General features: G+C 70.5%; 24 protein-coding genes and 2 tRNA genes. 17 read left to right on the top strand and 9 right to left on the bottom strand.

What is annotated here, in order from left to right:
- Positions 1-2 precede the first annotated feature (2 nt).
- Positions 3-779 carry an SDR family oxidoreductase gene (locus HUJ41_RS08555; RefSeq protein ID WP_179872216.1) on the bottom strand — a complete coding sequence of 259 codons (777 nt, stop codon included), beginning with the start codon at positions 777-779 and terminating at the stop codon, positions 3-5.
- Positions 780-869: 90 nt separating this feature from the next.
- Here HUJ41_RS08555 and HUJ41_RS08550 point away from each other — a divergent pair, with 90 nt between their 5' ends.
- From HUJ41_RS08550 to HUJ41_RS08540, 3 genes are all read left to right on the top strand, one after another.
- Complete coding sequence (locus HUJ41_RS08550; protein WP_179872215.1) at positions 870-1355, top strand: ribose-5-phosphate isomerase; 486 nt, start codon at positions 870-872, stop codon at positions 1353-1355.
- Positions 1356-1362: 7 nt separating this feature from the next.
- Positions 1363-2364 (top strand): Fpg/Nei family DNA glycosylase, encoded by a 1002-nt coding sequence (locus HUJ41_RS08545; RefSeq protein WP_179872214.1) that lies wholly within the window; start codon positions 1363-1365, stop codon positions 2362-2364.
- Between the two features lie 108 nt (positions 2365-2472).
- The gene (locus HUJ41_RS08540; RefSeq protein WP_179872213.1) at positions 2473-3969 is read left to right on the top strand and encodes an amidohydrolase; all 1497 of its coding nucleotides are present in this window, start codon (positions 2473-2475) and stop codon (positions 3967-3969) included.
- Between the two features lie 42 nt (positions 3970-4011).
- Here the strand turns inward: HUJ41_RS08540 and HUJ41_RS08535 are convergent, their stop codons facing one another.
- Together HUJ41_RS08535 and HUJ41_RS08530 are read right to left on the bottom strand one after the other, a co-directional pair.
- Positions 4012-4497, bottom strand: a complete 486-nt coding sequence (locus tag HUJ41_RS08535; protein ID WP_179872212.1) for a Dps family protein — start codon at positions 4495-4497, stop codon at positions 4012-4014.
- Between the two features lie 120 nt (positions 4498-4617).
- Positions 4618-8175, bottom strand: coding sequence for an SCO7613 C-terminal domain-containing membrane protein (locus HUJ41_RS08530; protein WP_179872211.1), 3558 nt, complete (start codon positions 8173-8175; stop codon positions 4618-4620).
- Between the two features lie 161 nt (positions 8176-8336).
- On the opposite strand from HUJ41_RS08530, the gene HUJ41_RS08525 reads away from it, so the two are divergent.
- The 3 genes from HUJ41_RS08525 (at position 8337) to HUJ41_RS08515 (ending at position 11220) form a co-directional block, all read left to right on the top strand.
- Positions 8337-8837, top strand: a complete 501-nt coding sequence (locus tag HUJ41_RS08525; protein ID WP_179872210.1) for an RNA polymerase sigma factor — start codon at positions 8337-8339, stop codon at positions 8835-8837.
- 64 nt (positions 8838-8901) lie between these two features.
- Positions 8902-10410, top strand: a complete 1509-nt coding sequence (locus HUJ41_RS08520) for a hypothetical protein (protein ID WP_179872209.1) — start codon at positions 8902-8904, stop codon at positions 10408-10410.
- A gap of 117 nt (positions 10411-10527) precedes the next feature.
- A complete protein-coding gene (locus HUJ41_RS08515) occupies positions 10528-11220 on the top strand; it encodes a hypothetical protein (protein WP_179872208.1) in 693 nt (230 codons plus the stop codon).
- Between the two features lie 22 nt (positions 11221-11242).
- Here HUJ41_RS08515 and HUJ41_RS08510 read toward each other — a convergent pair.
- Together HUJ41_RS08510 and HUJ41_RS08505 are read right to left on the bottom strand one after the other, a co-directional pair.
- Positions 11243-11316: transfer RNA gene (locus tag HUJ41_RS08510), tRNA-Gly, on the bottom strand.
- Positions 11317-11381: 65 nt separating this feature from the next.
- Positions 11382-13433, bottom strand: a complete 2052-nt coding sequence (locus HUJ41_RS08505) for an acyltransferase family protein (RefSeq protein ID WP_179872207.1) — start codon at positions 13431-13433, stop codon at positions 11382-11384.
- Positions 13434-13681: 248 nt separating this feature from the next.
- Between HUJ41_RS08505 and HUJ41_RS08500 the strand changes: the two genes are divergently transcribed.
- From HUJ41_RS08500 to HUJ41_RS08485, 5 genes are all read left to right on the top strand, one after another.
- Positions 13682-13758: transfer RNA gene (locus HUJ41_RS08500), tRNA-Pro, on the top strand.
- A gap of 46 nt (positions 13759-13804) precedes the next feature.
- Positions 13805-15133: a trigger factor gene (tig, locus tag HUJ41_RS08495; protein ID WP_179872206.1), complete on the top strand. Its 1329-nt coding sequence runs from the start codon at positions 13805-13807 to the stop codon at positions 15131-15133.
- A gap of 5 nt (positions 15134-15138) precedes the next feature.
- The gene (locus HUJ41_RS12865) at positions 15139-15273 is read left to right on the top strand and encodes a hypothetical protein (RefSeq protein ID WP_255508221.1); all 135 of its coding nucleotides are present in this window, start codon (positions 15139-15141) and stop codon (positions 15271-15273) included.
- Positions 15274-15306: 33 nt separating this feature from the next.
- A complete protein-coding gene (locus HUJ41_RS08490; protein WP_179872205.1) occupies positions 15307-15897 on the top strand; it encodes an ATP-dependent Clp protease proteolytic subunit in 591 nt (196 codons plus the stop codon).
- 19 nt (positions 15898-15916) lie between these two features.
- A complete protein-coding gene (locus HUJ41_RS08485) occupies positions 15917-16576 on the top strand; it encodes an ATP-dependent Clp protease proteolytic subunit (protein ID WP_179872204.1) in 660 nt (219 codons plus the stop codon).
- 80 nt (positions 16577-16656) lie between these two features.
- Here HUJ41_RS08485 and HUJ41_RS08480 read toward each other — a convergent pair whose 3' ends face one another.
- The 3 genes from HUJ41_RS08480 to HUJ41_RS08470 form a co-directional block, all read right to left on the bottom strand.
- Positions 16657-17250, bottom strand: a complete 594-nt coding sequence (locus HUJ41_RS08480; RefSeq protein ID WP_179872203.1) for a copper resistance CopC family protein — start codon at positions 17248-17250, stop codon at positions 16657-16659.
- A 3-nt stretch (positions 17251-17253) separates the two neighbouring features.
- Positions 17254-17964: a YcnI family copper-binding membrane protein gene (locus HUJ41_RS08475; RefSeq protein ID WP_179872202.1), complete on the bottom strand. Its 711-nt coding sequence runs from the start codon at positions 17962-17964 to the stop codon at positions 17254-17256.
- 121 nt (positions 17965-18085) lie between these two features.
- The gene (locus tag HUJ41_RS08470; RefSeq protein ID WP_179872201.1) at positions 18086-18712 is read right to left on the bottom strand and encodes a hypothetical protein; all 627 of its coding nucleotides are present in this window, start codon (positions 18710-18712) and stop codon (positions 18086-18088) included.
- A 208-nt stretch (positions 18713-18920) separates the two neighbouring features.
- Between HUJ41_RS08470 and clpX the strand changes: the two genes are divergently transcribed.
- From clpX to HUJ41_RS08455, 3 genes are all read left to right on the top strand, one after another.
- A complete protein-coding gene (gene clpX, locus HUJ41_RS08465; protein WP_179872200.1) occupies positions 18921-20201 on the top strand; it encodes an ATP-dependent Clp protease ATP-binding subunit ClpX in 1281 nt (426 codons plus the stop codon).
- Positions 20202-20230: 29 nt separating this feature from the next.
- Positions 20231-20752 carry a pyridoxamine 5'-phosphate oxidase family protein gene (locus HUJ41_RS08460; protein WP_179872199.1) on the top strand — a complete coding sequence of 174 codons (522 nt, stop codon included), beginning with the start codon at positions 20231-20233 and terminating at the stop codon, positions 20750-20752.
- A 193-nt stretch (positions 20753-20945) separates the two neighbouring features.
- A complete protein-coding gene (locus HUJ41_RS08455) occupies positions 20946-22247 on the top strand; it encodes an HNH endonuclease signature motif containing protein (protein ID WP_179872198.1) in 1302 nt (433 codons plus the stop codon).
- Between the two features lie 20 nt (positions 22248-22267).
- On the opposite strand, the gene HUJ41_RS08450 is transcribed toward HUJ41_RS08455, so the two are convergent.
- Complete coding sequence (locus HUJ41_RS08450; RefSeq protein ID WP_179872197.1) at positions 22268-22753, bottom strand: hypothetical protein; 486 nt, start codon at positions 22751-22753, stop codon at positions 22268-22270.
- A 116-nt stretch (positions 22754-22869) separates the two neighbouring features.
- On the opposite strand from HUJ41_RS08450, the gene HUJ41_RS08445 reads away from it, so the two are divergent.
- From HUJ41_RS08445 to HUJ41_RS08435, 3 genes are read left to right on the top strand one after another with little or no spacing between them, the layout of a single operon-like run.
- On the top strand, positions 22870-24090 hold the full coding sequence (locus HUJ41_RS08445) for an ROK family transcriptional regulator (RefSeq protein ID WP_179872196.1): 1221 nt from the start codon (positions 22870-22872) through the stop codon (positions 24088-24090).
- A complete protein-coding gene (locus HUJ41_RS08440) occupies positions 24087-25055 on the top strand; it encodes a carbohydrate ABC transporter permease (protein ID WP_218925594.1) in 969 nt (322 codons plus the stop codon). The genes HUJ41_RS08445 and HUJ41_RS08440 overlap by 4 nt, the downstream gene beginning before the upstream one ends.
- Positions 25048-25935 carry a carbohydrate ABC transporter permease gene (locus tag HUJ41_RS08435; protein WP_179872195.1) on the top strand — a complete coding sequence of 296 codons (888 nt, stop codon included), beginning with the start codon at positions 25048-25050 and terminating at the stop codon, positions 25933-25935. Before HUJ41_RS08440 ends, HUJ41_RS08435 begins: the two co-directional genes overlap by 8 nt.
- Positions 25936-25938: the final 3 nt, after the last annotated feature.

Below are 25938 nucleotides of genomic sequence, written 5' to 3'. Positions count from 1 at the left end.
CCCTAGAACGTCGAATCCCCCCGGATGACGACGTCGCTGCCACCGTCGACGAAGACGACCTGGCCGCACAGGTGGGTGTTCTCGACACTCACGAGGTAGGCGAGCAGGTTCGCGACGGCCGCCGGATCGGCGATGCCGTTGAGCGGCATGGGCACCATCTCGAGCAGGCCCTTCGTCGCCTCCTCGGTCGCCGTGAGGTCGGCCGTCATGGGCGTGCGGATGACGCCCGGCGCGACGGCGTTGAGCGGAATGCCCGCCCCCGCCCAGTCGCCGGTCGCCGCGTTCTGGCGAATCCAGCGCACGAGCGCCCGCTTGGTCGAGCCGTAGATGAGCCCACCCTGCTCGGCATCGATGAGCTCTTGCGTGCGGTGCAGCGCGGCCTTCTCGTCGTGCGCGAGGCACGCGTCGACGAGCTCATCGTCGACGGGGAAGAGCGAGGCCATGGATGCCGTGGCCACCGCTCGCGGAGCATCCGCGCCCGTCAGCAGCGGGCGCAGCCCCTCGAGTGTCGCGATCGCGCCGAAGTAGTTCACGGCGACGGTCGCGACGGATTCCGTCGCGAGCCCCGCATTGGCGACGACGGCGTCGATCGTGCCGCCGCTGAGCCGCGTGACCTCGGCCACGAGGGCGTCGCGGCCCTCGTGCGTGGTGAGGTCGGCGGTGACGTCGGCGTCGTGCAGGTCGACCCCGATGATGGTGTGGCCCTGGCCGCGCAGAAGCTCGGCGAGGGCGGCGCCGATGCCGCTCGCAGCGCCGGTGATGACGTAGGTGCGAGTCATGAGGTGACTCCTTTCGTCTCGATGTGCCCCACGGTGCCACCGCTGGCGCCACGAGTCCAGGGCCTTTCGTCCCGGCCTAGAATCGAGGCCATGCGCATCCACGTCGCCACCGATCACGCCGGCCTCGAGCTCAGCGCCACGGTGCGCGCCCACCTGGCGGCGCAGGGCCATGAGGTCGTCGACCACGGCCCGGTCGAGTACGACGCCCTCGACGACTACCCGAGCTTCTGCATCAACGCTGCTCGCGCCGTCGCTCGCGATCAGGCGGCCGGGGTGGAGGCGCTCGGCGTCGTCTTCGGCGGGTCGGGCAATGGTGAGCAGATCGCGGCGAACAAGGTGCAGGGCATCCGCGCTGCCCTCGTCTGGAGCGAGGCGACGGCGAGCCTCGCGCGCGAGCACAACGATGCGAACGTCATCGCGGTGGGTGCGCGTCAGCACCCGGTCGACGAGGTGCTGCGTCTCATCGACGTCTTCGTCGCGACGCAATTCCCCGGTGAGGAGCGTCACGCGCGCCGCATCGCGCAGCTCGCCGAGTACGAGTCGACGGGCGCCATCGCCGGCCACGAGATCCACTGACGCCGCCGTGCCCGAGGGTCACTCCGTTCATCGCATCGCGCTGCAGTTCGCGCGGCACTTCGTGGGCGAGCGCGTGAGCGCGAGCTCGCCGCAGGGCCGCTTCGTCGAGGGCGCGGCGCTCCTCGACGGCCGCACGATGACGGCCTCGCGCGCGGTCGGCAAGCAGCTGTTCCTCGAGTTCGACGAGGCGTTCTACCTGCGCGTGCACCTCGGCATCTACGGCGCATGGGACTTCGCTGGCGCCCTCGAACAGGACCCGGTGACGCGGGCGGCGCGCGGGCGCATGGGCCAAACCGGTCAGCACGGCGTCGTCGATGACGACGAGGATGCTCCGGGCACGGTCGTCGGCGAGCACGAGGATTCCCTCGCCTCCATCGGGGCGCCGCGCCGCGCGCGCCTGCGCATGGGCGAGGAGTCGAGCACGACAGAGGCCCACGAGTCCTTCCCGGCCGAGCCCGTGGGCCAGGTGCGCGTGCGCCTGCTCACCGATCGTGCTGTGGCCGACCTGCGCGGCCCGACAGCGTGCGAGGTGCTCGATGCCGCCGCCGTGCAGGAGGTCGTCGATCGCTTGGGGCCCGACCCTCTCGTGGACGACCCCGACGAGGGGGAGGAGCGCATGCTCGCGCGCGTGCGCCGTCGGCGCGTGCCGATCGGCCTGCTGCTCATGGATCAGTCGGTCGTGGGCGGCATCGGCAACGTGTACCGCGCCGAGCTTCTGTTCCGGGCCAGGCTCGACCCGCACACGCCGGGGGCGAGCCTGCCGGAGGAGGTCATCCGCGACCTGTGGCGCGACTGGCGGTACCTGCTCGGCGTCGGTGTCGAGACGGGGCAGATGCTCACGATGGACGGTCTCGACGAGGAAGGCCAACGTCGCGCTCGGCGCAACCGTGCCGACCGGCACTGGGTCTACAAGCGGGAGGGCCTGCCGTGCCGCATCTGCGGCACGCACGTCGTGCTCGAGCTCGCCGCGGCCCGCAAGCTCTACTACTGCCCGTCGTGCCAGCAGTGACTCTGGAGCGGGCACTCAGCGATGGCGCGGGCGACCCCACGCGTGCGGGTAGTGTCGTCGCGGAACGCCACGTGACGATCTTCCGAGGCCGGCCAGAGAGGACAGTGCATGATCCGCGCGATTCTTAACGCGCGACCGCTGGGCGGTCACGACCCGATCGACGTTACGATCGTCGACGGCCTCATCGCGAGCATCGCACCCGCGGGCACGGTCGACCCTCGAGGCTTCGCCGAGGGCGAGGCGGTCGACGTCGAGGGGCGCTGGCTGCTGCCGGGCCTGTGGGACGAGCACGTGCACTTCACGCAGTGGGCGCAGCACCTCACGCGGCTCGACCTCTCCGGCGCCGAGACGGCGGCCGAGGCGGTCGCGATCGTGCGCTCGGCGATCGTGCACGGCGAGTTCGAGGACGAGTCGGTCATCATCGGTGGAGGCTTCCGCGACGGGCTCTGGCCGGACGAGCCGACGGCGGAGCTGCTCGACACTGTCGTGCCCGACCGGCCGGTCGTTCTCATCAGTGGCGACGTGCACTGCGCGTGGCTCAACACGCTCGCGCTCGAGCGCTACGGCTTCGAGTCTCCCGACGGCATCCTCCGTGAGGAGGAGGCCTTCGCGGTGACGGCGATGATCGACGCCTCGACGAACGAGGAGCTCGACCGCTGGGTCGCGCAGGCCGCTGCCGACGCGGCGGCGCGCGGCGTCGTCGGCATCGTCGATCTGGAGATGCGCTGGAACCACGCGGACTGGCAGCGGCGCGTCGCCGAGGGGTTCGACACTCTGCGCGTCGAGTTCGGCATCTACCCGGACGACCTGGATCGGGCGATCGAGGCCGGGCTGCGCACGGGCGACAGCGTGGGGGGCACGGTGTCGGTCGGCCCGCTCAAGGTCATCACCGACGGCTCGCTCAACACGCGCACGGCCTACTGCTGCGATCCGTACCCCGAGGAGGCTCCGAACCCGTACGGGCGGCTGCTCGTGCCGCCGTGCGACCTGCAGCCGATGCTCGTGAGGGCTCGCGACGCGGGCCTCGCGGCGACCGTGCACGCGATCGGCGATGCGGCCAATCGACTGGCCCTCGACGCCTTCGCCGCGCTCGGCGGCGGCGGGCGCATCGAGCACGCGCAGCTCGTGCACGAGGCCGACGTGCCGCGGTTCGCGGCGCTCGGGGTCACGGCGAGCGTGCAGCCCGAGCACCTTCTCGACGACCGGGATGTCGCGGCGCACTACTGGCGCGGTCGCACGCAGCGAGCGTTCGCGGTGCGCTCCCTCATCGACGCGGGAGCCCACGTCGTGCTCGGGTCGGATGCTCCCGTGGCGCACCTCGACCCGTGGCGCGCGATCGCGGCCGCGACGACGCGCACGCGCGACCATCGCGAGCCCTTCCACCCCGAGCAGTGCATCAGCGTCGCGCAAGCGATCGGATGCTCGACGCGCACGCGCGTCGAGGTCGGCGAGCCCGCCGACCTCATCGCCGTCGAGTTCGACCCGCTCGAGGCGGACGAAGCTCTGCTGCGCACGATGCCGGTCGCGCTCACGCTGCTCGGCGGGCGCGTGACGTTCAGCATCATCGACACGGTGCGCACACCGGTCGAGCTCGTCGAGCTCTGAACCGCCGAACCCGGCCGCCGCGCTCGCCCGGAGCGCGGGCGGCTACTCGGCGATGTGCGAGTAGAGGAACCAGCGGTCCTGCTCGAGACCGTTGGTGATCTCGATAGCGATGTCCTGGCTGACCGGGTCGATCTCCTCGAGGCCGTCGATCGCGGCGCGCAGGCTCACGAGCGTCGCGTCGATGCCCGCGATGATGTCGGCGATGAGCACGTCGGTCTTCTGAAAACCGGTGGTGACGCCGGGCACGGTGGTCTTCTGCGCGATCGTCGCGGCGCGCGCATCGAGCGGCAGGCCGAGGGCGGCGACACGCTCCGCGGCGAGGTCGGTCCACTCGCGCGTGTGCTCGACGAGCGTGTCGAGCAGCTCGTGCACGGGCTGGAAGTTGCTGCCCCGCACGTGCCAGTGGGCCTGCTTGCCCTCGAGGGAGAGCGCGCTGAGGTCGATGACGATGGGGGTGAAGTACTGGGCGACTCCGGAGGTGAGGGCGGGGTCCTTGGCGCCCTTGGGGGCGTCGGCGACGGTGGTCATGGAACTCCTCCTTGTGTAGGTGTCGTGCGTTCTCTCACCGTAGAACAGCTCCATGAGTGCATCCATTCCGCGGTCAGTCGGTGTTCAGGTTCGCGCGAGCGGGACGCAGCGCCGCACGGGTCAGCGCAGGTCGGCGATGCGCCGCGCCACCGTGCGCACGTTCTGCACGCGGCGTTCGTAGCGCGCGGCGAGCAGCACGACGACGATGCCCGCGAGCCCCAGCCAGATCCACCACTCGACCGCGCGGCCGACCTGCTCCAGCAGCGGCCACGACTGCACGAGCAGGTGCGTGAGCAGCACGGCGCCGCCGAGCACGAACAGTGCCTGCAGCCGCCGCTGCAGGGCGAGCACGAACACGAGCGCGGCGACGACGCCGAGGGCGATGGCGCGCCACAGCGGTTCTCCGGCGCCGTCGATCGCGAGCAGGGAGGGCACGAGCAGAACGAGGATGCCCGGCCCGAGCCACGGCCAGCTGCGCGCCCGCTCCTCCCGGCCGAGCTGCAGTGTTCCGATGCCGAGCAGCCCGAGAGCGAGGGGTGCGCTCACGAGCTCGACGGGGTGCACGGCGTCGAGCACGCCCGCGAGTCCGGCGACGGCGGCCGCGAGTCCGGCAGCGGTCGCGGCCACCGCGTGCCGCGCGGGCGTCGCCGCGGCGAACCAGGCGAGAAGGGCGAGCGCTGCGAGCACCGCGACCAGCAGGACGATGCGCACCTGCTCGAGCGCGGGCAGCGCGGCACCGCCGGCCGAGCCCACGAGCTCGCCCAGGCGCACCACCTGGGCGGCAGTGAGAAGCGCCACGCTGCCGAGCCCGACGACGACCATGCCGAGGGCGAGCCCGCGGAAGGCCGCGTCGAGTCGGGGGCCGATCGCGAGCGGCAGCACCGCGAGCACGGCGCCAAGGACGCCAACGACGATGAGCCGCCACGGTGCGTCGATGCCGCTCACGGCGGCGAGCGGAAGGAGCGCAAGACCGAGGGCCGCGCTCACGACGATCGCGACGCCCGCCGTGGTGCCGCGACCGGCGCGGGCAATGAGCGCGGCGATGAGCAGCAGGGTGCCGGCGACGGGCAGCACGAAGGCCTCGAGCTGGGTGATCTCGGAGTCGAGCAGCAGCGTCCACAGCGCCGCGGCCGCGAGGGCGACCGCGAGCCAGCCGAGGTGGCGCCGCGGGCTCGATGAGCCCACGAGCCCGTCGGCGCTCGTCGCCGTGAGCGCGGTCACGACGGCCGCGACGAGCAGGGCGAGAGCAGCCGAGGCGGGGGCCGTCTCGGTGAGATCGAGCAGCGCGAGCGCGAGCACCGTCGCACCCACGGCGCCGGTGGCGACGTCGGTCGCGAGCCGCAGCCGGGCATCCTCGCTCTGTCGTCCGCTCACCGCGAGGGCGATCGCCGCGACGATGACGAGGGTCGAGAGGGCGAGCGGGAGCGTGAGGTCGGCCAGGCCGCGGTCGTCGGCGAGGGCGATGCCGCCCCGCACGACGACGAGGGGGAGGACGATGCGCGCCGCCCACTGCTCGATGCGGTGGCCGCGCGCGCCGAGCACGGTCAGCGCGCCGAGCAGCGCGGCGGTGGCTGCGACGTGCGGCACACCGGCATCGGGCTCGACCACGAGCGCCAGCAGAGCGCCCGCGAGGGCGACTCCCCCCGCGGCGAGGCGCTCGACCGGTTCGAGGCGCCCGAGTGCGATGGCCAGCAGCAGCACCGTCGCGAGCAGCAGGGCGACGGTCGGCACGCCCCAGTCGAGATCGACGCGCGTCAGCTCCGACTCGACCGCGCCCGCGACGCCGACCACGAGGGCGGCCGCAGCACCGAGGCTGAGCCCGCGCGCCCACCGGTGCGGGCTCGTGGTGCGCGCGAGCAGTATCGCCAGGAGCGCGACCGTGAGCCCGAGCATCCAGCCGGGCTGCACCGCCCAGCCGATGGCGAAGGCGCCGAACGCGGAACCGATGATGAGGGGGGCGAGTGCGGCGACGAGGGCACCGCGGTCGTCGCCGCGCGCCACGGGCAGGCCCACCCTCAGGGCGATGACGCCGCCGACCGACAGCACTGCGAGCAGCAGCATGACGAGCCACCAGGGGCCTGCGAGCGGCACGGCGAGCACGATGATGACGGCAAGAGCGGGGCCGAGCGCTCGAGCGCGCGACCGCAGGCGGCCCACGCTCGTCCAGCTCGCCGCGAGGAGCGCCGCACTGAGGGCGAGCGCACCGAGAGCGGCGAGCACGGCGGGCTCGGGCGTCGCAACGGCTCCCCTGACCGAGCCCGGCAGCACGCGGATGCCCGCGGTCGCCGCCTCCGCGAACGCCGACGCCGCCACGAGGCCCGCGAGGGCCGCCGCGACGACGGCCGCGGCTGTCGCCGCGATCGTGCCGCTCGCGAATCCCGTGCGCCAGACGCCGGGAGCACTCGACCGGCGCCACAGCTGCTCGCCGACGAGGGCGATCACGACGGCGGCGAGCAGGGGCATGCTCACGGTCGCGCGATCCTGGTCGACGCGCAGCGTCGTCACGAGCACGCCGATGAGCGCCGCGAGGGCGCTGCCGCTGCCGAGAGCGACGGCCGTGAGGGTGTCGAGCGCGCTGCGGCGGTCGCCGGCCTCGCGTGCGAGCGAGGCCAGGTGCGCGACGGCGAGGCCGCCGAGTGCGAGGCCGCCGAGCAGGGGCGCGAAGCGTTCCGTGGAGAGCAGGTCGAGGAGGCCGACGAGGGCGACGGTGGCGGCGAGCGCGCCGACGGAGCGGGCGACGATGTGCGCCGCCCGACGGGTCGCGGGGCGGTTGCGAGAGGCGACACCGCCCGAGAGCCCCGAGGTGCCGACGGCGGCGAGAGCGCCCAGGAAGACGGCGAGCGACCCCCCGGCGCTGCTGGAGAGCGGAGCGCTCAGCTGCGCCACGAGCTCGGCGGTGGCGAGCCCCGCACCGATCGGCAGCAGCGTCGCGGCCGCGACGGCGGGGCTCGCCAAGCGTCCCCAGCGCGACCAGCCGGCGGCGACGACCCCCACGATGAGCAGTGCGACGCCCCAGTAGCCGCGTTCCGGCAGGGAGCCGAGCCCCGCCGGGTCGTTGAGTCGCAGTGCCCACGCGTCGAGCACGAGCACGATCGTGCCGAGAGCGGCGATGCCTTCCGCGGTCGCGGTGAGGCCCCGCCGCGAGAGCACGGCGGCGGCGGCGAGCGTCGCGAGGGTGCCGGCGCCGATGATGAGCATGCGCACGGACTCGCCGTACGTCACGAAGGCGTAGACGAGGCCGAAGACGGCGAACACCGCGAGCAGCGAGATGCCCACGACGACGAGGGCGATCTGGATGCTCGAGCGGCGCTTCCCGGTGGGCTCGGGCGTCGTGGCCGCGGGCGGGGGGATGCTCGGTGCCGGTTCCGGTGCTGTCGCAGTGGCGGGAGCCGCGATGGGCCGCGCTGATGCGCGCTCGGCCGTCTCGCGCCGGATGCGCCCGACGAGGTCGGCGCGAGCATCCAGATCATCGGCGATGCGCGTCGAGAGCGCGGCGAGCTCGGCCGTCGCCGGGTGCGTCAGGTCGAGGTCGCAGGAGCCGCAGGTCGTGCTGCGCAGCAGCGCGAAGCACGCGGGGCACGTCGTCGTCGATCGCAGGTCGGCGGGCGTGCGGGGAAACCGCATCGTGCCGGCCCAGAACCTGTCGGGGCGCGCGCCGCCGACACCGGAGTCGCTCATACGCTCACCGTACTGGCCGCACGTCCCGCATCAGCAGACCCCCTCCACAGAGTGCCGCACGCGTCGAGGCGTCAGCCCATGCCTCCGGGTGCGCCGCAGACGATCGACACGCGAGAAACGTTGGGTCGCGCGCGGCGGCGCGGGGTCGTCAGAATGGCGGCATGACGGTCAGCCGCGCGCAGTTCGCCGCGCTCTACGAGCAGCACCTGCCCGCCGTGAGCGCCTACCTGCGGCGTCGTGTCGCGCTCGACGACGTCGACGATCTCGCTGCCGACGTCTTCGCGGTGGCGTGGCGCAAGCGCGATGCGGTCGCACCGGGGGAGGAGCTGCCGTGGCTGTACCGCATCGCTGGCTACCTGGTCGCGAACCACCGCCGCAGGCTCGCCGCACGAGCCTCGGTGCTCGGCTGGTTCGCCGTGCCCGACTCGGCGCCGGCCGCCGATGCGGCGTGGGACGGGGATCCGGCGCTCGCCGCGGCGTGGGCCTCGCTGAGCGCGACCGAGCGCGAGGTGCTCGCCCTCGTCGTGCTCGACGACCTCGCGGTCGCGGAGGCGGCGGTCGCGCTCGGCGTGACGCCGAACGCGGTGAGCGTGCGACTGCACCGCGCGAAGACGTCGCTCGCGGCGGCGCTGGGCGCATCCCGCGATTCTGACGTCGCCTGACTCGGCCTCTGCCCGAATCGGCCGAGTCGCGAAAGATCGGCGGGCCTCGCGACATAAACCGGGTATGAACGATTCTTCTGACAACCTGTCGCAGCGTCTGCGCCGCTCCTTCGCGAGCGAGAGCCAGGCCGACGTGTCGCCTGACCTGTCCCCTGACGTGGTGCACGGCGCAGCTGACCGGCGCGCGCCGCGCCTCGTCAACCACGGGCGCGTGACGCGCGCCGCGAGCCTCTCCGTCTCGGCGGTCGCCGCCGTCGCGGTCGGCGCCCTCGTCGTCGCGAATCCGTTCGCGCCGCAGCCACTCTTCACCGCTGCAGGAACGGGCACCGCGAGTGCGCTCTCGGCCGCGTCGGAGTCGGCCGACGCCGATCTGCGCATCGCGCAGTGGATCGACTACGCGTACCTGCCGGGCGAGGGGCTCTCCACGAGCGGTGGGCGCGGTTCGGTGTACGCCCTGCAGCGCACGGGCAGCCCCGAGAGCGTGCTCGGCGAAGTTTCGGCGCGCTACGGCGTCGAGGGCGTCGCGGAGCGCACCGAGTACTTCGACGAGCAGTACCCGAGCTACGTGGTCGGGCCGGAGGACGGCTCGGCGCCGTCGGTGACGATCTCGTGGGTGGGCACGGCCAACTGGTGGTTCAGCAACCCGGGCGGCTACCCGCAGGCGACTCGCGACGACGAGACCGAGTTCGTCGAGCCGCAGCTCGAGGATTCGCTCGCGCCCGGCGAGGCGGAAGCACGGTCGCTCGCGCAGGAGGCGTTCGCGGCGACGGGTCTCGAGGTCGCGCCCGGAGACATCACCGTCACCGTCGACCCCTACCAGACGATGGCGAGCGCCTACCTGACGGTCGACGGCGTCGCGACGGCCCTCGACTGGGGCATCGCGTGGTCGGCGCAGACCGGTGAGCTCGTGTGGGCGTACGGTCACGCGATCGAGGTCGTCGAGCGCGGCACCTTCGACACGGTGTCTGCGGTCGCGGCGGTCGACCGCTTGAGCGACTGGCGCTGGTTCGGGGCCGCAGGCCCCGACTACCAGGGCGGCTACAGCATCCTGGCGGCCGAATCGGGCCTGGCGCGCGACGCGATCGCCGGTGATCCGGATGCTCCCGTCTCGTCACCCGACGGCTCCGAGCTCGGCGAGCCCGGGGCGGGCGAGCCGGTGCCGGCCGAGCCGACCGAGCCGGGCGAGGGCGAGCCGATCCCGGTGGAGCCGGACGGCGGTGCGGGCGGCGGCGCAGGTGCTCCCGACGAGGAGCCCGCGCCCGAGCCGAGCGACCCCGGCGAGGGCGAGCCGACCCCGACGGATCCGATCCCGACAGAGCCGGAGCCCCTGCCGGAGCCGCTGCCTGAGCCTGAGACGGTCACCGTGACGGTCGAGAACGCGGAGGCGACACTGCTGCTGCTGTGGGATGCCGAGGGCAACGCCTGGCTCGTACCGGGCTACGCGATGCAGCAGCCGGAGGGCTGGTGGAACGCGGTCGTATCCCTCGTGGAGGGCGTCATCGCCCTGCCCGAGCCGATCGACCCGGGCACGATCGAGCCCGGCGTCGTCGAGCCCGCGCCCGCCGAGGATTAGTCGCCTTCGCCGCGGTGACTCGTGGCGCTCCGTCGCAGCAGGGCCGTGCATCCCGTGTGCGGCCTTGCTAGCGTGTCGGGTTCAGGTGCGCGATGACGATGACTGAGGTGACGTTCGATGACGACGCGACGCATTCGGCGAGGCCGCGCGACCACGGCAGCAGCTCTCCTGAGCGGGGTGCTGATCGCCTCCCTCGCCGGGTGCTTCCCCGTCGGCCCGGGGGTCGGCGGCGACGGCACCGACGGCGAGCCGCTCGTGCCGCCCGGCGATGCAAACGGCGATACCGATGACTCGGAGTCTGGCCCCGACTGGCTCGACGAGTCTGACCCCCAGGCGCGCGCCGAAGGCTGCCTCGTGGGCACGTGGACGCTCGACAACGACGCGTGGGGCGCCGAGGTCATGTCGCTGCCGGAGTTCGCAGGCGGCACGGCGACGTTCTCGGGCGAGATGGTGCTCGACTGGTCCGCCGGCGGCGCCTACGAGATGCGCGCTGACGAGCACACCATGGATGCCCGCGTGGTCGGCAATGGTGCAGACGCCGACGTGCAGGTCGTGTTCGACGGCGTCGAGGGCGGCACGTGGACCGCGTCGGGCGGCACGCTCTTCGCGATGGATCCCTCCCGCGAGGACTTCACGACGACCGTCAGCGCGGAGATCGACGGCCAGGCGGTGCAGGTCGAGGCGCGCGAGATCGCGACGGATGCCTGGAGCGGCAGCCTCGAGGTCGACTGCCAGGTCGACACCCTCGCGACGACGACGACCGAGGAGTCCGACAGCCAGGTGCTGACGGCGGTGTGGACCCGCGGTTGAGACGAGTCTCCAGGGCTGGTAATGGAGGGGATGACGAGAATCGAACTCGCACCATCAGTTTGGAAGACTGAGGCTCTACCATTGAGCTACATCCCCGCGTTGCGGCAGGAATCCGCCAGAAGCCTAGCGCAGAACCATCACAAGCGTACCCACGGCGGAGGTCACCGGAGACCGGTGTCGACGACTGTGAGTTCGGCGGCGAGATACGGCCCGAGTGTCGTCGCGAATGTTCGGGTGATGTGACCGCCATTGCGGAAAATGATGGCATTGCCCACGACGGGGAGGCACGGGTCGCCAGGGCAGATGACCCGACTCAGGTCGACGAGAGAAACGTTCTCGGCAGATTGCGCAGCGACGGAGATCCCGTCGATCCCCTTGAAGGCATCGGCTCTGGTGATGGAGCACGAGGCATTCATGTCATCGCGGTTGTCCTTCAGGCACTCCACGTGATCGGGGCGGCTCTTGGGAGGTGTCGCGATGACGACGATGTGAGCACCCGTGGCCGACGTTGCTGAGGCCCACGCCTCCCGATAGCCGGTGACCAGCGCGTCGGAGGGTTCGCGCCCAGCGGCGGTCGTCAGAATCAGGTCGTACTGGGGGCCAGTGTCGAGATAGTTGGTCACCAGCTGGTTCCAGGCAAGGCAGTCCTCACTGCGTGCCGCCGTGGTGCCGGCATTGCTCCAGGCGCAACTGCGTCGAGACGCGACGTCGATGCGCCAATTGTTCTCCTCCGCAGCCAGTTCGTATGCGGAGATCAGCGCAGCGTTGAAGGAGTCTCCCAGCGCGATAGCGCGGCGTTCATATCCTTCCATCGGGCCTAGTGAGCAGACGTTGAGCGATGCGGGCGAGTCGCCGCTCCAGCATTCCGCGCGATTCGCATCGTCGCTTCGAATGGTGGAGAGCGGGGGCAAAATGGGGTAGTCGAGTTCGGCACTGCAGTCATAGCCCGGGTCAGCGGCTTGAGCGCCGAAACACGGAAAGTCATTGGACTCCACAGACGCCAAGTAGTCGAGAAGCTCGGCTTGCTCTCGTTGCACGGAGAGCACGCCAGCGAAGGCGGCTCCGGCGACGAGTGACATGGAGAGCAGGGCGGCAGAAGCGACCTTGATCGACGGGCGAAGTGCGGGCTGAAGTCTGCGCGAGAAGCGAACGGGGTCTTCCACCCAAATCTTCGTTGCCGACGCGAGAGCGAGAGCGAGAACGACGATGACGATCTTCGGCGCAAGCCCGATCTGGTCCAACTGGCCAGGCGTGAAGTGGATGAGTGGCCAGTGCCACAGGTACACGCCGTAGGAGATACCCCCCACCCACAGCACAGGCCGCAGTGAGGACAATCGGGCGAACCATGTTGACGAACCTGAGGCGATGATCAACAGTGTCCCGACGACGGGAAGAGCTGCAATCCAGCCGGGAAAGCTGGATTCTCCGGTGATGCCGAAGGCGGAGAAGACGACGAGCGCGGTCCCCGATATGGCGAGCAGACCCCGGAGCGCAGGACCGATCGAGATGACAGCCATCGACAGGAGACCACCGGCGAGAAACTCCCACAGGCGAATGGGAGTGGCGAAGTACGCGACCGACCCAGCAGAGGAGGAGATCATGACGCTCGCGATGAAGCTCACAACGAACAGAACCACGAGCACAACCCGGATCGGACCATATCCGATCCGTCCTCGCCGCCTCATCACGAGCGCGGTCAGGGCAATGACGATCGGCAGAAAGATGTAGAACTGCTCTTCGACGGCGAGTGACCAGAAGTGCTGTACCGGCGAGGGTTCATAATCCGCACGGAGGTAGTCCACTGCATTGGACGCCAGTAGCCAGTTCTCCACAAAGAAGACCGACGCAATGATCTCTTCGAGGTACTGCACCTTGTCTTCGCCCTCGCTGAGGAACCACGTTGCCGCCGCCACGACGCTGAGGACGACGAGCGCGAGGGGAAGTATGCGGCGGGCGCGGCGTTCCCAGAAGCGCGCGAGTCGAATTCGCCCAGTGTCACGAATCTCTCTGACGAGGTGCCCGATGATCAGATACCCCGAAATGACGAAAAACATATCAACGCCGATGAATCCACCGGGCAGGCGCTCCGGCCACAGGTGGTAGGCGAAGACCAGTGCCACCGCGACGGCCCGCAAACCCTGGATCTCTGGTCTGAGGCGCTCCGTTGTCGGGCGGGCATTCGCAGGCGCCCGATCCAGGGAGGTCGACGTCACAGGTGCTTCCTTCAATACTCTTGGGGTGAACCACGTGGAGAGAACTGCCGAACACCGCAGACATCCTCGACTCTCGACTTTAGCCGCCTCGTCGCCAGACTCCGCGCGCCGTTCCGCGTCGGAACACTGCGCAGAACACTGCCCTTCCGGGTGCTCTCGGCGCCGCCCAGCCGTGACTCGGCTAGACTTGCCGAGGCCATTTTTCGTAGCGACCTGCGTCGTGACGCGCTTGGTCACGGTCACGGTCGCGGGGCGTAGCTCAGCTTGGTAGAGCGCCCGCTTTGGGAGCGGGAGGCCGCAGGTTCAAATCCTGTCGCCCCGACCACGCCCGCACGACGCCCACATGACGTCCACACATTCAGGAGATCCTTTTGGTTCAGTCCACGGCCACGAAGCTCAGCCCGACGCGCGTCAAGCTCGCCATTACGGTGACGCCGGAAGAGCTCAAGCCCAGCATCGAGCACGCCTACAAGCACATCGCCGAGTCGGTGACGATTCCGGGCTTCCGCAAGGGCAAGGTTCCGCCGCCCATCATCGACCAGCGCGTCGGCCGCGGTGAGGTGCTCAACCACGCTGTGAGCGAGGGTCTCGACAAGTTCTACCGCGACGCGATCGCCGAGCAGGGCCTGCGCGCCCTCGGCCGCCCGAGCGCCGACGTGAAGGAGTGGCCGAGCGAGAAGGACTTCTCCGGCGACCTGCAGGTCGAGGTCGAGGTCGACGTACGGCCCGAGTTCGACATGCCGGCCTACGAGGGGCTCACGATCGAGGTCGAGGCGACCGAGGTCAGCGACGAGGAGGTCGAGGAGGAGCTGCAGAACCTGCGCAGCCGCTTCGGCACGCTCGTGACCGTCGATCGCCCGGCAACGACCGGCGACTTCGTGCAGCTCGACCTCGTCGCGAGCGTCGAGGGCAACACGGTCGACACCGCCAGCTCGATCTCGTACGAGGTCGGCTCTGGTGAGCTCATCGAGGGCATCGACGAGGCCGTCGAGTCGCTCACCGCGGGTGAGACGACCACGTTCGAGTCGAAGCTGCTCGGCGGCGACCACGAGGGCAAGATGGCGCAAATCGAGGTCACCATCCAGTCGGTGAAGGAGCGCGAGCTTCCCGAGGCTGACGACGACTTCGCGCAGATCGCCAGCCAGTTCGACACGATCGGCGAGATGAAGGATGACCTGCGCACGCAGCTCGCCCAGCAGAAGTCGTTCGGCCAGGGTGCTGAGGCACGCGACAAGCTGCTTGCCGCGATGCTCGAGCAGGTCGAGATTCCCGTGCCCGACTCGCTCATCGAGGGCGAGGTGCACCGCCACCTCGAGAACGAGGACCGCCTCGAGGACGACGCGCACCGCGCCGAGGTCACCGAGTCCACGACGACGACCTTCCGCAACCAGATCTTCCTCGACGCCCTCGCCGAGAAGGAGGAGGTCAAGGTCAGCCAGGACGAGCTCACCCAGTACCTCATCCAGGGCGCCCAGCAGTACAACATGGAGCCCGGCGAGTTCATCAAGATCCTCGACCAGAACGGGCAGATCCCCGGCATGGTCGGCGAGGTCGCCCGCTCGAAGGCGCTCTCCGTCGCCCTCAGCAAGGTCAAGGTCGTCGACTCGAAGGGCCAGCCCGTCGACCTCACCGCGTTCACGGCGGCCGCGACCGCGCCCGTCGCCGAGAGCGACGACGACCACGAGGGTCACGACCACTAGGAACCATGTCCGCGCGCAGCGCGGTCACGAGGGGCTCGGCGCCGCAGGTGCCGGGCCCCTCGTGCATCCCGGACCCGGCGCGGGCGCGCCGCTCTCTGCCCACGGCGAACATGACGGATGCGGCGGGTCGCCTCGCGTAGATTCGAAGCACGAGACGAACAGGAGCTCCCCACATGGCCGAACCGACACTGCCCAACAGTGTTTTTGACCGACTGCTCAAGGACCGCATCATCTGGCTCGGGTCAGAGGTGCGCGACGAGAACGCCAACGAGATCGCCGCGAAGCTTCTCTTGCTCGCCGCGGAGGACCCTGACAAGGACATCTACCTCTACATCAACTCGCCCGGCGGCTCCGTCACCGCAGGCATGGCGATCTACGACACGATGCAGTTCGTGCCCAACGACATCGTCACCGTCGGCATCGGCATGGCCGCGTCGATGGGACAGCTGCTGCTGACCTCCGGCACGAAGGGCAAGCGCTACATCACGCCCAACGCGCGCGTGCTGCTGCACCAGCCGCACGGCGGCTTCGGCGGCACCGCGAGCGACATCCAGACGCAGGCGCAGCTCATCAACGACATGAAGAAGCGTCTCGCCGAGATCACCGCCGAGCAGACCGGCAAGACGGTCGAGCAGATCAACAAGGACGGCGACCGTGACCGCTGGTTCAGCGCCGAGGAGGCCCTCGAATACGGCTTCGTCGACCACATTCGCGCCTCCGCGAGCGACGTCGTCGGCGGCGGCGGCACCGAGCACGGCAAGTAAAGGACGGAAGACGATACCGATGGAAACGCCCCACTTCTCCGCCGGCGCTCCGGCCATGCCGAGCAGCCGCTACATCCTCCCCAGCTTCGAGGAGCGCACCGCCTACGGCTACAAGCGGCAGGACCCGTACGCGAAGCTGTTCGAAGACCGCATCATCTTCCTCGGCGTGCAGGTCGATGACGCGTCGGCCGACGACGTCATGGCGCAGCTGCTCGTGCTCGAGTCTCAGGACCCTGACCGCGACATCGTCATGTACATCAACAGCCCCGGCGGCTCGTTCACGGCCATGACGGCGATCTACGACACGATGCAGTACATCCGCCCGGAGATCCAGACCGTCGTGCTCGGGCAGGCCGCCTCCGCCGCGGCCGTGCTGCTCGCCGCAGGCTCACCCGGCAAGCGTCTCGCGCTGCCCAACGCGCGCGTGCTCATCCACCAGCCCGCGACGGGCGACGCGGGCCGCGGGCAGGCGAGCGACATCGAGATTCAGGCGCGCGAGATCGCCCGACTGCGCGAGTGGCTGGAGGAGACCCTCTCGAAGCACTCCAACAAGTCGGTCGAGGAAGTCAACAGAGACATCGACCGCGACAAGATCCTCATCGCGCAGGAAGCGCTCGAGTACGGTCTCATCGATCAGGTGCTCACGAGTCGCAAGAATCTGCCGGCCCTCGCCTCGTAACGAGGCGCCGCCACGAGCGCGAGCCCCGCATCCCGGGAAATCGGGGGATGCGGGGCTCGCGTCGTTCTGCGTACGGGGCCTCAGGCGCGCCGGCGACGCGTGAGCCACACGGCGATGCCCGCCACGACGGCGAGGAGCACGACGCCCCCGCCGATGGCCGCGACCGCGCCGAGCACGGCTGACGACTCGTCACCCGCTGCGGCAGCCGGTTCGTCGCCGCCCGATGCGCTCGCCGACGTCGTGCCGCATTCCGGCGGCGCGGGGGAGCCCGCGCTCGCCTGAGCATCCACGGCGGGCTGGTAGCGGAACGCGAGCGTGTCGGAGAGCGTGTGGCCGTCGGCTGAGACGTACTGGAAGGCCATCGTGTAGTCCCCGGCCTCGCCGAGCGCCGCCGGCGTCGACATCGACGGGCCGCCCACGTCGACGCAGCCGTCGCCGTAGTAGAGCCCGCTCTCGTCGGTCACCTGGATGGCGAAGCCCGCGCCCTCGCCCCCCACGTCGAGCATCGCCTCGTTCGTCGTGACGACGAAGAACTCGGGAACCTCGGTGAGGGTCTCGCCCTCTTCGGGAGTGGTCGACACGACGGAGTTGTGGGCCGAGGCGGGCAGGGCGGGCCCCGCCACGAGGGCGAGGCCCAGCCCGAGGGCTGCCAGGGGAGCGGAAGCGCGGCGCATCGTCTACTGCCCCGCGGTGGTGCGCGCGGTGCGGCGGGTGAGGATCGCCGCGGTGATGCCGCCGGCGCCGACGAGGATGCCGAGGGCGCCGAGCACGCGGGCGAGAACGTCAGGCTGCGCGGCGCTCGCGACGGCCTCCGTCTCCGTACCCGCGGTCTCGGCGGTCATCTCCTCCGCGTCGCTGTGGCTGCCGCCGTGGGCGTCGCCCGTGGAGGCGGCGAGGGTCACGAGCGGAGCATCCTCGCCCTCCCACACGGCCGTGCCCTCGTCGCACGTCTGCGTGACCGGGAACTCGACCGTGTCGCCGGCCTCCCCGTCGGGCAGCCGCAGGGAGAGCTCGAACGCGTCGCGGAAGCCGTCCTCCAGGCCGCCCGTCGTCGAGGTGTAGACGATCTGGCCGATGCGCTCCGTGACCGGCTCGGCGCCCTCGGCCGCCTCGAGCGGCTCGTCGAGCGGCACCATGACCTTCTCGACGCTCCACAGCGGGTTGACGGTCGGTGTGACGATCGGAATCGACTCGGGAATGTCGATCGTCACGACCTGCGTGGGCGATCCCTCGCAGCCGTGCGGCACCGAGAAGGTGACGACGGTGTACGAGCCGGCGGCGTCGCTCGTGGCGGTCGCCGAGACGTGGGCTTGCGCCGCGACGGGTGCGGCGAGGGCGAGCAGACCGCCCGCGAGGGCGGCGGCGGTGATGCGGGTGCGGTTCTTCATGGTGTGTCCTTGTCTGAGAGAAAGTGTCTGAGAGTGAGTAGGCGCGCGCTCGGGTGTGCTCGACGGCACGGCAGTGAGCGGGTCAGGCGCCGGGAAAAGGTGTCTGCGTCAGGGTGCCGCGCTAGACGGCGGCGAGGGCGGGCGGGCCGCGCCGCAGTTCGAGGCGCTGAAGGATGCCGCCGAGGCGGGGCAGAGCAAGTGCCGCGGGGGCGAGGCGCGGCGTACTGGGCAGCGGCACGGCCGCGGGAGCATCCCGCAGCAGGGAGGCGACCCGCAGGGCCAGCGAGCGCACGACGCGGGCGATCGCGTCGAGGCCGAAGCGTACGAGCAGGAAGGCGACCGCGCCGGCCGCGACGTGGGTGAGCGCCATCGGCAGGCTTGCCGCCCCGTGCGTGGCGACCGCGGGGCTCGCGAGGGAGAGGGGTGCGGTGTGCGCGGCGTGCGCGCCGGCTGTCCCGACAGCGGCTGTGCCGGCGGCAGCACCGGCGAAGAACGAGAACAGGCTGTGGAAGATCGCCTGATCGATCGCGACCCCGATGAGGATGCGCGGACTCGACGGTCGCGCACCGATCACTATCATGCCCACGAGGCCGGAGGTCACGAGTGCCGTCGCGAGAGCGGCAGTCGAGGGCGTGCCGCCTCCGCCGAGAGCGTGCGCGGCGCCGGCGATGACCGTCGCGACGACGCCGACGAGCCACGACGCGGCCACGCGACTGCGCCGCGCAGCGAGACGATCGTGGGTGCTCATGACGGCTCCAGACTAAGTGACGAGGCTTGTGGTTCTGCTCAGCATTCGGAGACCTGAGTCGTGGCGACGGGTCGGGTCTCCGGAGGGACTGCGCTGGTCGGCGCGGGGCCCGCTGCGGGGCGCGCGACACCCGGGCGGGGAGAGGTGCGCGCACATCGTCGGCGCTGCGGGTTAGGCTCGATGCACGTACGCACGGAAGGGGGGCCCCGTGGCCCGCATCGGAGAAAGCGCCGACCTGCTCAAGTGCTCCTTCTGCGGAAAGAGCCAGAAGCAGGTGCAGCAGCTCATCGCCGGCCCCGGCGTGTACATCTGCGACGAGTGCGTCGAGCTGTGCAACGAGATCATCGAGGAGCGTCTCGCCGAGTCGAACGAGAGCGAGGCGGCCGAGTTCGAGCTGCCCAAGCCCCGTGAGATCTACGACTTCCTCGGCGAGTACGTTGTCGGGCAGGAGGCGGCCAAGCGCTCGCTCTCCGTCGCCGTCTACAACCACTACAAGCGCATCCGGGCCGGTCAGTCGCTCACCTCGGCCGACCAGCTCGCCGACGAGGTCGAGATCGCGAAGAGCAACATCCTGCTCATCGGCCCCACCGGCTGCGGCAAGACCTATCTCGCGCAGACGCTCGCGAAGCGCCTCAACGTTCCCTTCGCCGTCGCCGACGCGACGGCGCTCACGGAGGCCGGCTACGTCGGTGAGGATGTCGAGAACATCCTCCTCAAGCTCCTGCAGGCCGCCGACTTCGACGTCAAGCGGGCTGAGACGGGCATCATCTACATCGACGAGGTCGACAAGATCGCCCGCAAGGCCGAGAACCCCTCGATCACGCGTGATGTCTCCGGTGAGGGTGTGCAGCAGGCTCTGCTCAAGATCTTGGAGGGCACGGTCGCGAGCGTTCCCCCGCAGGGCGGGCGCAAGCATCCGCACCAGGAGTTCATTCAGATCGACACGACGAACGTTCTCTTCATCGTCGCCGGCGCCTTCGCGGGGCTGGAGGACATCATCAGCCAGCGCGCGGGCAAGCGCGGCATCGGCTTCGGCGCCCCGCTGCACGACAAGGCGGAGGAGAAGAACCTCTTCAGCGAGGTTCTGCCGGAGGACCTGCACAAGTTCGGTCTCATCCCCGAGTTCATCGGCCGCCTGCCCGTCGTCACGACCGTCACGCCGCTCGACCGCACGGCGCTCATCGAGATTCTCACCGCTCCGAAGAACGCTCTCGTGCGGCAGTACCAGCGCATGTTCGAGATCGACGGCGTCGAGCTCGAGTTCGCTCCCGACGCGCTCGACGCGGTCGCCGACCTCGCCGTGCTGCGCCAGACCGGTGCTCGCGGTCTGCGCGCGATCCTCGAAGAGGTGCTCGGGCCGATCATGTTCGAGGTGCCCTCGAGCGACGAGGTCGGGCGCGTCGTCGTGACGCGGGAGGCCGTCATGGAGAACGCGGCGCCGACGATCGTGCCGCGCCGGGCGGCGCAGCGCCGCGAGAAGTCCGCGTAGCTCGCAGGTCGCGCGGCTACCCTGACGCCATGAGCGACTCGTTGCGCGACCGGTTGCGGGCCCTACCCGACTTTCCCGACGACCTGCCGATCTTCGACCCCACGCGGGCGCCGGCCTCGGCCGAGGACCTGTTCCTCGAGTGGCTCGACGAGGCACTGCACTTCGGCGTGCACCAGCCGCACGCGTGCACGCTCTCCACGGCCGGGCCCACGGGCCACGTCACGGCGCGCACGCTCATCCTCAAAGATCTCAGCGAGGGCCAGTGGGTGTTCGCGGGCGCGCGCTCCACGCGCAAGGGCATCGACCTGGCGGCCAACCCCTACGCCGCGTTGACCTTCTACTGGCCGCAGCGGGGGCGACAGGTGCGCGTGACCGGCGAGGTCGAAGAGCTGCCCAGCGAGGTCGCTGCCGCCGACTGGGCCGCCCGACCCGCCGTGACCGAGCCCCACAACCACGACTGGGCCGCATGGGCGCTGCAGCCGACCGAGGTCGAGTTCTGGCAGGCCCGCGCCGACCGCCAGCACGTGCGGCACTGGTACCCCGCGCGCTGACCGCGCCCCTGGTCGCGCCGAGCCGCCGTGCCGCGTGCCGCCGTGCCGCGTGCCGCCGTGCCGCGTGCCGCCGTGCCGCGTGCCGCCGTGCCGCGTGCCGCCGTGCTGCGTGCACTGAGCCCGCCCACGGTCGCGCGCGCATGATCCCGGTCTCGAGGGTGGGAATGTCGGTGGTCGATGCTGGACTATCGGCATGACGATGACGGTGGACGAGCGGAACGCGAGCGACTCGCGTCTCGACGCGCTGCTTGACGAACTCATCGAGCTGGAGGTGCGGGAGGCGCGCATCGCGGAGCGCCGAGCCGCCCTTGTTGCAGACGTGAGCGCGGTCATCTCCCATGTCGAGGGCGCTGGTGCCTCATCGACCGGTGCTGCGGGCTGGAGTCCTGAGGTCGTTGCCAGGCGCACCACCGCTGCTGAACTCGCTGCAGCCCTGCGTGTCTCCGAGCGGACCGCGACGACGCTGCTCGAGCAGGCACGCACTCTGCGCGCCGACCTACCTGCGACTCGCCAGGCACTCGCCGACGGTCGCATCACGTATCGTCACGCCTCGATACTCATCGACCAGGCGTGGTCGCTTCCCGCCGAGGTTCGCGCGGAGTTCGAGGCCGTGGCGCTGACCGCGGCCGAGAGTCGCACGCCTGAGCGGTTTCGGCAGCGCGCCCGTGTGATCCGCGAACGGGTTCATCCCGACTCCATCGCGGTGCGCCGCACCGCGGCCGTGGAGTCACGGCATGTAGCGGTGGAGCCCGCGCGCGACGGCATGGCCTGGTTGACCGCCTACCTGCCCGCTGAGCAGGCTCAGAGCATCTACGCACGGCTCACGCACATCGCACGGTCCCTCGAGACGGGCGAGGGCCTCGCCGCCCATGACGCCGAGCCCGCGGCTTCCCGCGGTGTGAGCGACGGTCGCACCCTCGCGCAGCGGCGCGCCGACGCGTTCGCCGACCTTCTCATCGACGGCGTCGTGGCTGAGACAGCGCTGGGTCAGGGTATTCGCGCGCAGATTCTCGTGACTGTGCCGGTACTCACTCTTCTCGACCGCTCAGGCAGCACGCCGTCCGATGCTCCCGCCGAACTCGAGGGCTATGGCCCGATCGACGACGAGACTGCCCGTCGACTCGCCGCGCACGCTCCCTCGTTCACGCGACTGCTGACCCATCCCGAGACGGGGGCGGTGCTCTCCGTCGGTCGCGATCGCTACACGGTGCCGGCAGACCTCAAGCTGTGGCTGAGGGTGCGCGACGGTACCTGCAGGTTCCCCGGCTGCGGTCGAGGCGCATCGACCTCCGACCTCGACCATACGATCGACTGGCAGCACGGTGGCCGGTCCGATCACGACAACCTCGCACACCTGTGCCCCTCGCATCATCGGCTCAAGCACCACACACGGTGGGCAGTCAGGCACTCGAGCGACGGCGTGCTGCAGTGGCGCGCTCCGAGCGGGCGCGAGTATGCGACGCGACCTGAGCGAGACCTGCGCGTGCCCGCGTAGTGCGACTGCCCGCGCGCCGACTAGCCCCAGCCGTGCCGGGCGCGCAGCACGGCGAGGGCGGCGTGGGGACACTCGGGTCGGTCGCCTGCGAGCGACCCGACGAGGTCGAGCAGGCGGCGCGCGAGTGCGACCTCGTCGAGTCTGAGCGCGTCAGTGAGCGACGTTGCCAGGTCGGGGCGGGTCAGCTCGATGCGGCGTCGAGGGTCGAGGTAGTCGGCGCGGTTGTCGACATGGGAGAGCGTGGCGACCGCCGTGAGCAGGTGCGTGACGGCGTCACCCGGGAGGAGCGCCGACGCGGCAAGCGTCTCACCGCGGCGGGCTTTGCCCGCACCGAGGTGCACCTTCGCGACGACGAGCGCGAGGTCGTGGTCGCTCCACTCGTCGACCCGGTGCCTCTCGGCGGTGGAGCCCATGCCGACGAGCCCGAGGATGCGGTCGTCGCGAGCCAGACGGTCGCGCACTGTCCACAGGTACTGCTCGAAGCGCTCGCGGGTGCCGGCGGTCATAGGGACTCCTTCGTCGGGGGTGGTGCTACCAGGCGCGCCGCCGCCAGGGAGGCGCGTCTTGACATGCTTCGGTACTTCATTCTATGGTTTGTTTAGTCCTGAAGTAAGGGGAATCAATGGCGCTCCGCCCGATGGCTCGCACCGACGTCAATCGCTCCGCGATCCTGGCGCACCTCGGTGCTCACGGCCCCGCGTCGCGCGCCGAGCTCGCGCGGGCGCTCAACCTCTCTCCCGCGCTCATGACGCAGCTCACCAAGGACCTCCTGGCCGACGGCCTTCTGCGCGAGCTCGCCCACCAGCCTTCGCAGGGCGGCCGCCCCGCTCGCATGCTCGGGCTCGTCGCGAGCGCCGGTCGCGCCGTCGGAGTCAAGGTCGCGGCCGACCACGTCGCCTTCGTCGAGGTGGGCATCGACGGCTCCGTGCTGCGCACGGCGAGCGAGCCCTTCGACGCCTCGGCGACCACCATGCTCGCGAAGCTCGTCGAGCTGCTGCGCCGCTTCATCGAGGGTGGTGCAGACACCCCGCTCCTCGGCGTGGGCGTCGGCGTGCCGGGGGATGTCGACCGCCAGGGCGAGGGGGTCGTCGACTCGACCCAGCTCGGCTGGACCCACGCGCCCATCGGCGAGAGCCTGCGCCGTGAACTCGGCCTGCCCGTGCTCGTCGAGAACAACGTCAACGCCCTCGCCATGGCCGAGCGCCTCTACGGTCTCGGTCGTCGCCACGACAGCTTCCTCGTCGTCACGATCGGTACCGGTGTCGGCGCGGCGATCGTCGTCGACGGCGTGATCCTGCGCGGGTCGCGCGGGGGAGCGGGCGAGGTCGGCCACACTCCCGTGCGCGACGACGGGCCCCTGTGCTCGTGCGGCAACCACGGCTGCCTCGAGACGTTCCTCAGCGAGGACGCACTCGTGCGCATCGCCCGCGAACGCGGCATCATCGGCGCATCGGCGGGAATCGAGGCGCTGCGGGATGCCGCGGACTCGGGTGACGACCGCGCGACGGCTGTCTTCAGCGAGGCAGGCCACCTGCTCGGCCGCACCGTTGCCGGGCTCGTGCACGTGCTCGACCCCGAGGTCGTGATCCTGCTCGGCGAGGGCACCGCCGACTGGACCCACTGGTCCTACGGCTTCGAGCCCGCCTTTCGCGCCGCCCTCATCCCCTCCCGGCGCGGGGTGCCGATCGCCGTCGAGCGCTGGCAGGACGACAGCTGGGCTCAGGGCGCCGCGACGCTCGTGCTGGCGACCCCGTTCGACGCCGACGGCTCCATGGGCGAGCAGGGCGACCTCGTGCGCCGTCGCCTCGTGCAGCAGGCAGCTCCACCCGAGGCCGATTCGTGAGCACGTCGACCCTGCAGACGAGCCTGCTCGACCGCAGCCCCGAGCCCACGCGCACACCCGTGGCGGGCATCCGGCGACCGGTTCGCTCGCGCCGCACCCGCGTCACCTACGCGCTCACCGTGCTCGCCTTCCTGCTGCCGAGCGCCATTCCCCTGACCCTCTTCGTGCTCGGACCCATGGTCGCCGCGGCGTGGATCAGCCTGCACGAGTGGAACCTCATCACGCCCATGCAGTGGGTGGGGCTCGACAACTTCGCCCGCCTCGTCAGCGAGGGCCAGACGGGTGAAGTCTTCGCCCACACGCTCTACTACATCGTCGGCTACCTGCCGCTCGTCTACGTCGGCGGCCTCCTGCTCGCTCTCGCCCTCAACCGTGCCCTCAAGGGTCGCGCGTTCTGGCGCGGCATCTACTTCCTCCCCGTCGTCACGAGCTGGATCGTCGTCGCGATCGTGTGGCGCTGGCTGCTCAACCCCGCCAACGGCGTCGTCAACGCCGTGCTCGCCTGGTTCGGCATCGACGGCCCCGGGTGGTGGACCGACCCGGCGTGGGCGATGCCCTCGATCATCCTCGCGAGTGCGTGGAAGGACCTCGGCTTCGTCATGGTCATCCTGCTCGCGGGTCTGCAGGCGATCAACCCCGACCTCTACGACGCGGCGAAGGTCGACGGTGCTGGCCCCTGGCGGCGCCTCGTGAGCGTGACCCTGCCGATGCTGAGCCCCAGCACGTTCTTCGTCGTCGTCATCTCGCTCATCAACGGGTTCCAGGTCTTCGACCAGGTGTACGCGATGACGGGCGGCGGCCCCGCCGGCTCGACCCAGGTCGTCGTGCAGCAGATCTACGACCTGACCTTCCGCTACGGGCAGGCGGGCGAGGCCTCCGCGCTCTCGTGGATGCTCTTCGCCGTCATCCTCGCCGTGACGCTCGTGCAGGTCATCGGCCAGAAGAGGTGGGTGCACTATGGCTGAGTCGCGCACGCTGCCACGCCCCGACCGCGGGGCGAGCACCGATCGTACGAGCGCGGATGCCCGGCGCCGGGCATCCCTCGGATCGGTTCTTCTGCACGCCGTCGTGATCCTCGGCGCGGCGCTCATGTTCTTCCCGTTCCTGTGGACGGTCGTGACCTCGGTCTCCGACGGCATCGGCCTCTCGACCGAGCCGAGCCTGTGGCCCGAGAACCCCTCGCTGAACGGGTACGAGACGCTCTTCACCGAGCGGCCGTTCGCGCGCGTCGTCGTCAACAGCTTCGTGCTCGCCACGCTCACGACGATCGCGCAGCTGTTCACGAGCGCGACCGCCGCCTATGCGTTCAGCCGGCTGCCGTTCCGCGGCCGCGGCATCGTCTTCGCGATCTACCTCGCGACCATGATGATTCCACTGCAGGTGCTCGTCGTGCCGCTCTTCGCGCAGATCAAGGCTTTCGGGCTCATCAACACCTACCTCGGCGCGCTGCTGCCGACGTTCGCCGCCGCGTTCGGCATCTTCCTGCTGCGCCAGGCGATCAACCAGGTGCCGCGCGAACTCGACGAGGCCGCGACTCTCGACGGTGCCGGGCACTTCCGCATCTTCTGGCAGATCATCATTCCGAACATTCGCCCGGCGCTCGCGACGCTCACGATCTTCGCCTTCATGGGCAGCTGGAACAGCTTCCTGTGGCCGCTCATCGTGCTGCGCGACGCCGAGCTGCAGACCCTGCCCATCGCGCTCGCCGCGCTCCAGGGGCAGTACACCACGGCCTGGGACGTCGTCATGGCCGGCTCCGTCGTGAGCATCATCCCAATGCTCGCGCTCTACATCTTCGCCCAGAAGTACGTCATTCAGGGCGTCGCCAGCTCGGGGATCAAGTGAGCC

This window comes from Microcella indica, assembly GCF_013414345.1.
Taxonomy (GTDB): domain Bacteria; phylum Actinomycetota; class Actinomycetes; order Actinomycetales; family Microbacteriaceae; genus Microcella; species Microcella indica.
The sequence above is the reverse complement of the archived record's forward strand: the minus strand, read 5'-3'. Positions and strand labels throughout refer to the sequence as shown.

Excerpts from the sequence above, each read along its gene's own strand:
- HUJ41_RS08555 (WP_179872216.1), bottom strand. The coding sequence starts at position 779 with ATGACTCGCACCTACGTCATCACCGGCGCTGCGAGCGGCATCGGCGCC.
- HUJ41_RS08550 (WP_179872215.1), top strand. The coding sequence starts at position 870 with ATGCGCATCCACGTCGCCACCGATCACGCCGGCCTCGAGCTCAGCGCC.
- HUJ41_RS08540 (WP_179872213.1), top strand. The coding sequence starts at position 2,473 with ATGATCCGCGCGATTCTTAACGCGCGACCGCTGGGCGGTCACGACCCG.
- HUJ41_RS08535 (WP_179872212.1), bottom strand. The coding sequence starts at position 4,497 with ATGACCACCGTCGCCGACGCCCCCAAGGGCGCCAAGGACCCCGCCCTC.
- HUJ41_RS08530 (WP_179872211.1), bottom strand. The coding sequence starts at position 8,175 with ATGAGCGACTCCGGTGTCGGCGGCGCGCGCCCCGACAGGTTCTGGGCC.
- HUJ41_RS08525 (WP_179872210.1), top strand. The coding sequence starts at position 8,337 with ATGACGGTCAGCCGCGCGCAGTTCGCCGCGCTCTACGAGCAGCACCTG.
- HUJ41_RS08520 (WP_179872209.1), top strand. The coding sequence starts at position 8,902 with ATGAACGATTCTTCTGACAACCTGTCGCAGCGTCTGCGCCGCTCCTTC.
- HUJ41_RS08515 (WP_179872208.1), top strand. The coding sequence starts at position 10,528 with ATGACGACGCGACGCATTCGGCGAGGCCGCGCGACCACGGCAGCAGCT.
- HUJ41_RS12865 (WP_255508221.1), top strand. The coding sequence starts at position 15,139 with ATGTCCGCGCGCAGCGCGGTCACGAGGGGCTCGGCGCCGCAGGTGCCG.
- HUJ41_RS08490 (WP_179872205.1), top strand. The coding sequence starts at position 15,307 with ATGGCCGAACCGACACTGCCCAACAGTGTTTTTGACCGACTGCTCAAG.
- HUJ41_RS08485 (WP_179872204.1), top strand. The coding sequence starts at position 15,917 with ATGGAAACGCCCCACTTCTCCGCCGGCGCTCCGGCCATGCCGAGCAGC.
- HUJ41_RS08480 (WP_179872203.1), bottom strand. The coding sequence starts at position 17,250 with ATGCGCCGCGCTTCCGCTCCCCTGGCAGCCCTCGGGCTGGGCCTCGCC.
- HUJ41_RS08475 (WP_179872202.1), bottom strand. The coding sequence starts at position 17,964 with ATGAAGAACCGCACCCGCATCACCGCCGCCGCCCTCGCGGGCGGTCTG.
- HUJ41_RS08470 (WP_179872201.1), bottom strand. The coding sequence starts at position 18,712 with ATGAGCACCCACGATCGTCTCGCTGCGCGGCGCAGTCGCGTGGCCGCG.
- HUJ41_RS08460 (WP_179872199.1), top strand. The coding sequence starts at position 20,231 with ATGAGCGACTCGTTGCGCGACCGGTTGCGGGCCCTACCCGACTTTCCC.
- HUJ41_RS08455 (WP_179872198.1), top strand. The coding sequence starts at position 20,946 with ATGACGATGACGGTGGACGAGCGGAACGCGAGCGACTCGCGTCTCGAC.
- HUJ41_RS08450 (WP_179872197.1), bottom strand. The coding sequence starts at position 22,753 with ATGACCGCCGGCACCCGCGAGCGCTTCGAGCAGTACCTGTGGACAGTG.
- HUJ41_RS08445 (WP_179872196.1), top strand. The coding sequence starts at position 22,870 with ATGGCGCTCCGCCCGATGGCTCGCACCGACGTCAATCGCTCCGCGATC.
- HUJ41_RS08435 (WP_179872195.1), top strand. The coding sequence starts at position 25,048 with ATGGCTGAGTCGCGCACGCTGCCACGCCCCGACCGCGGGGCGAGCACC.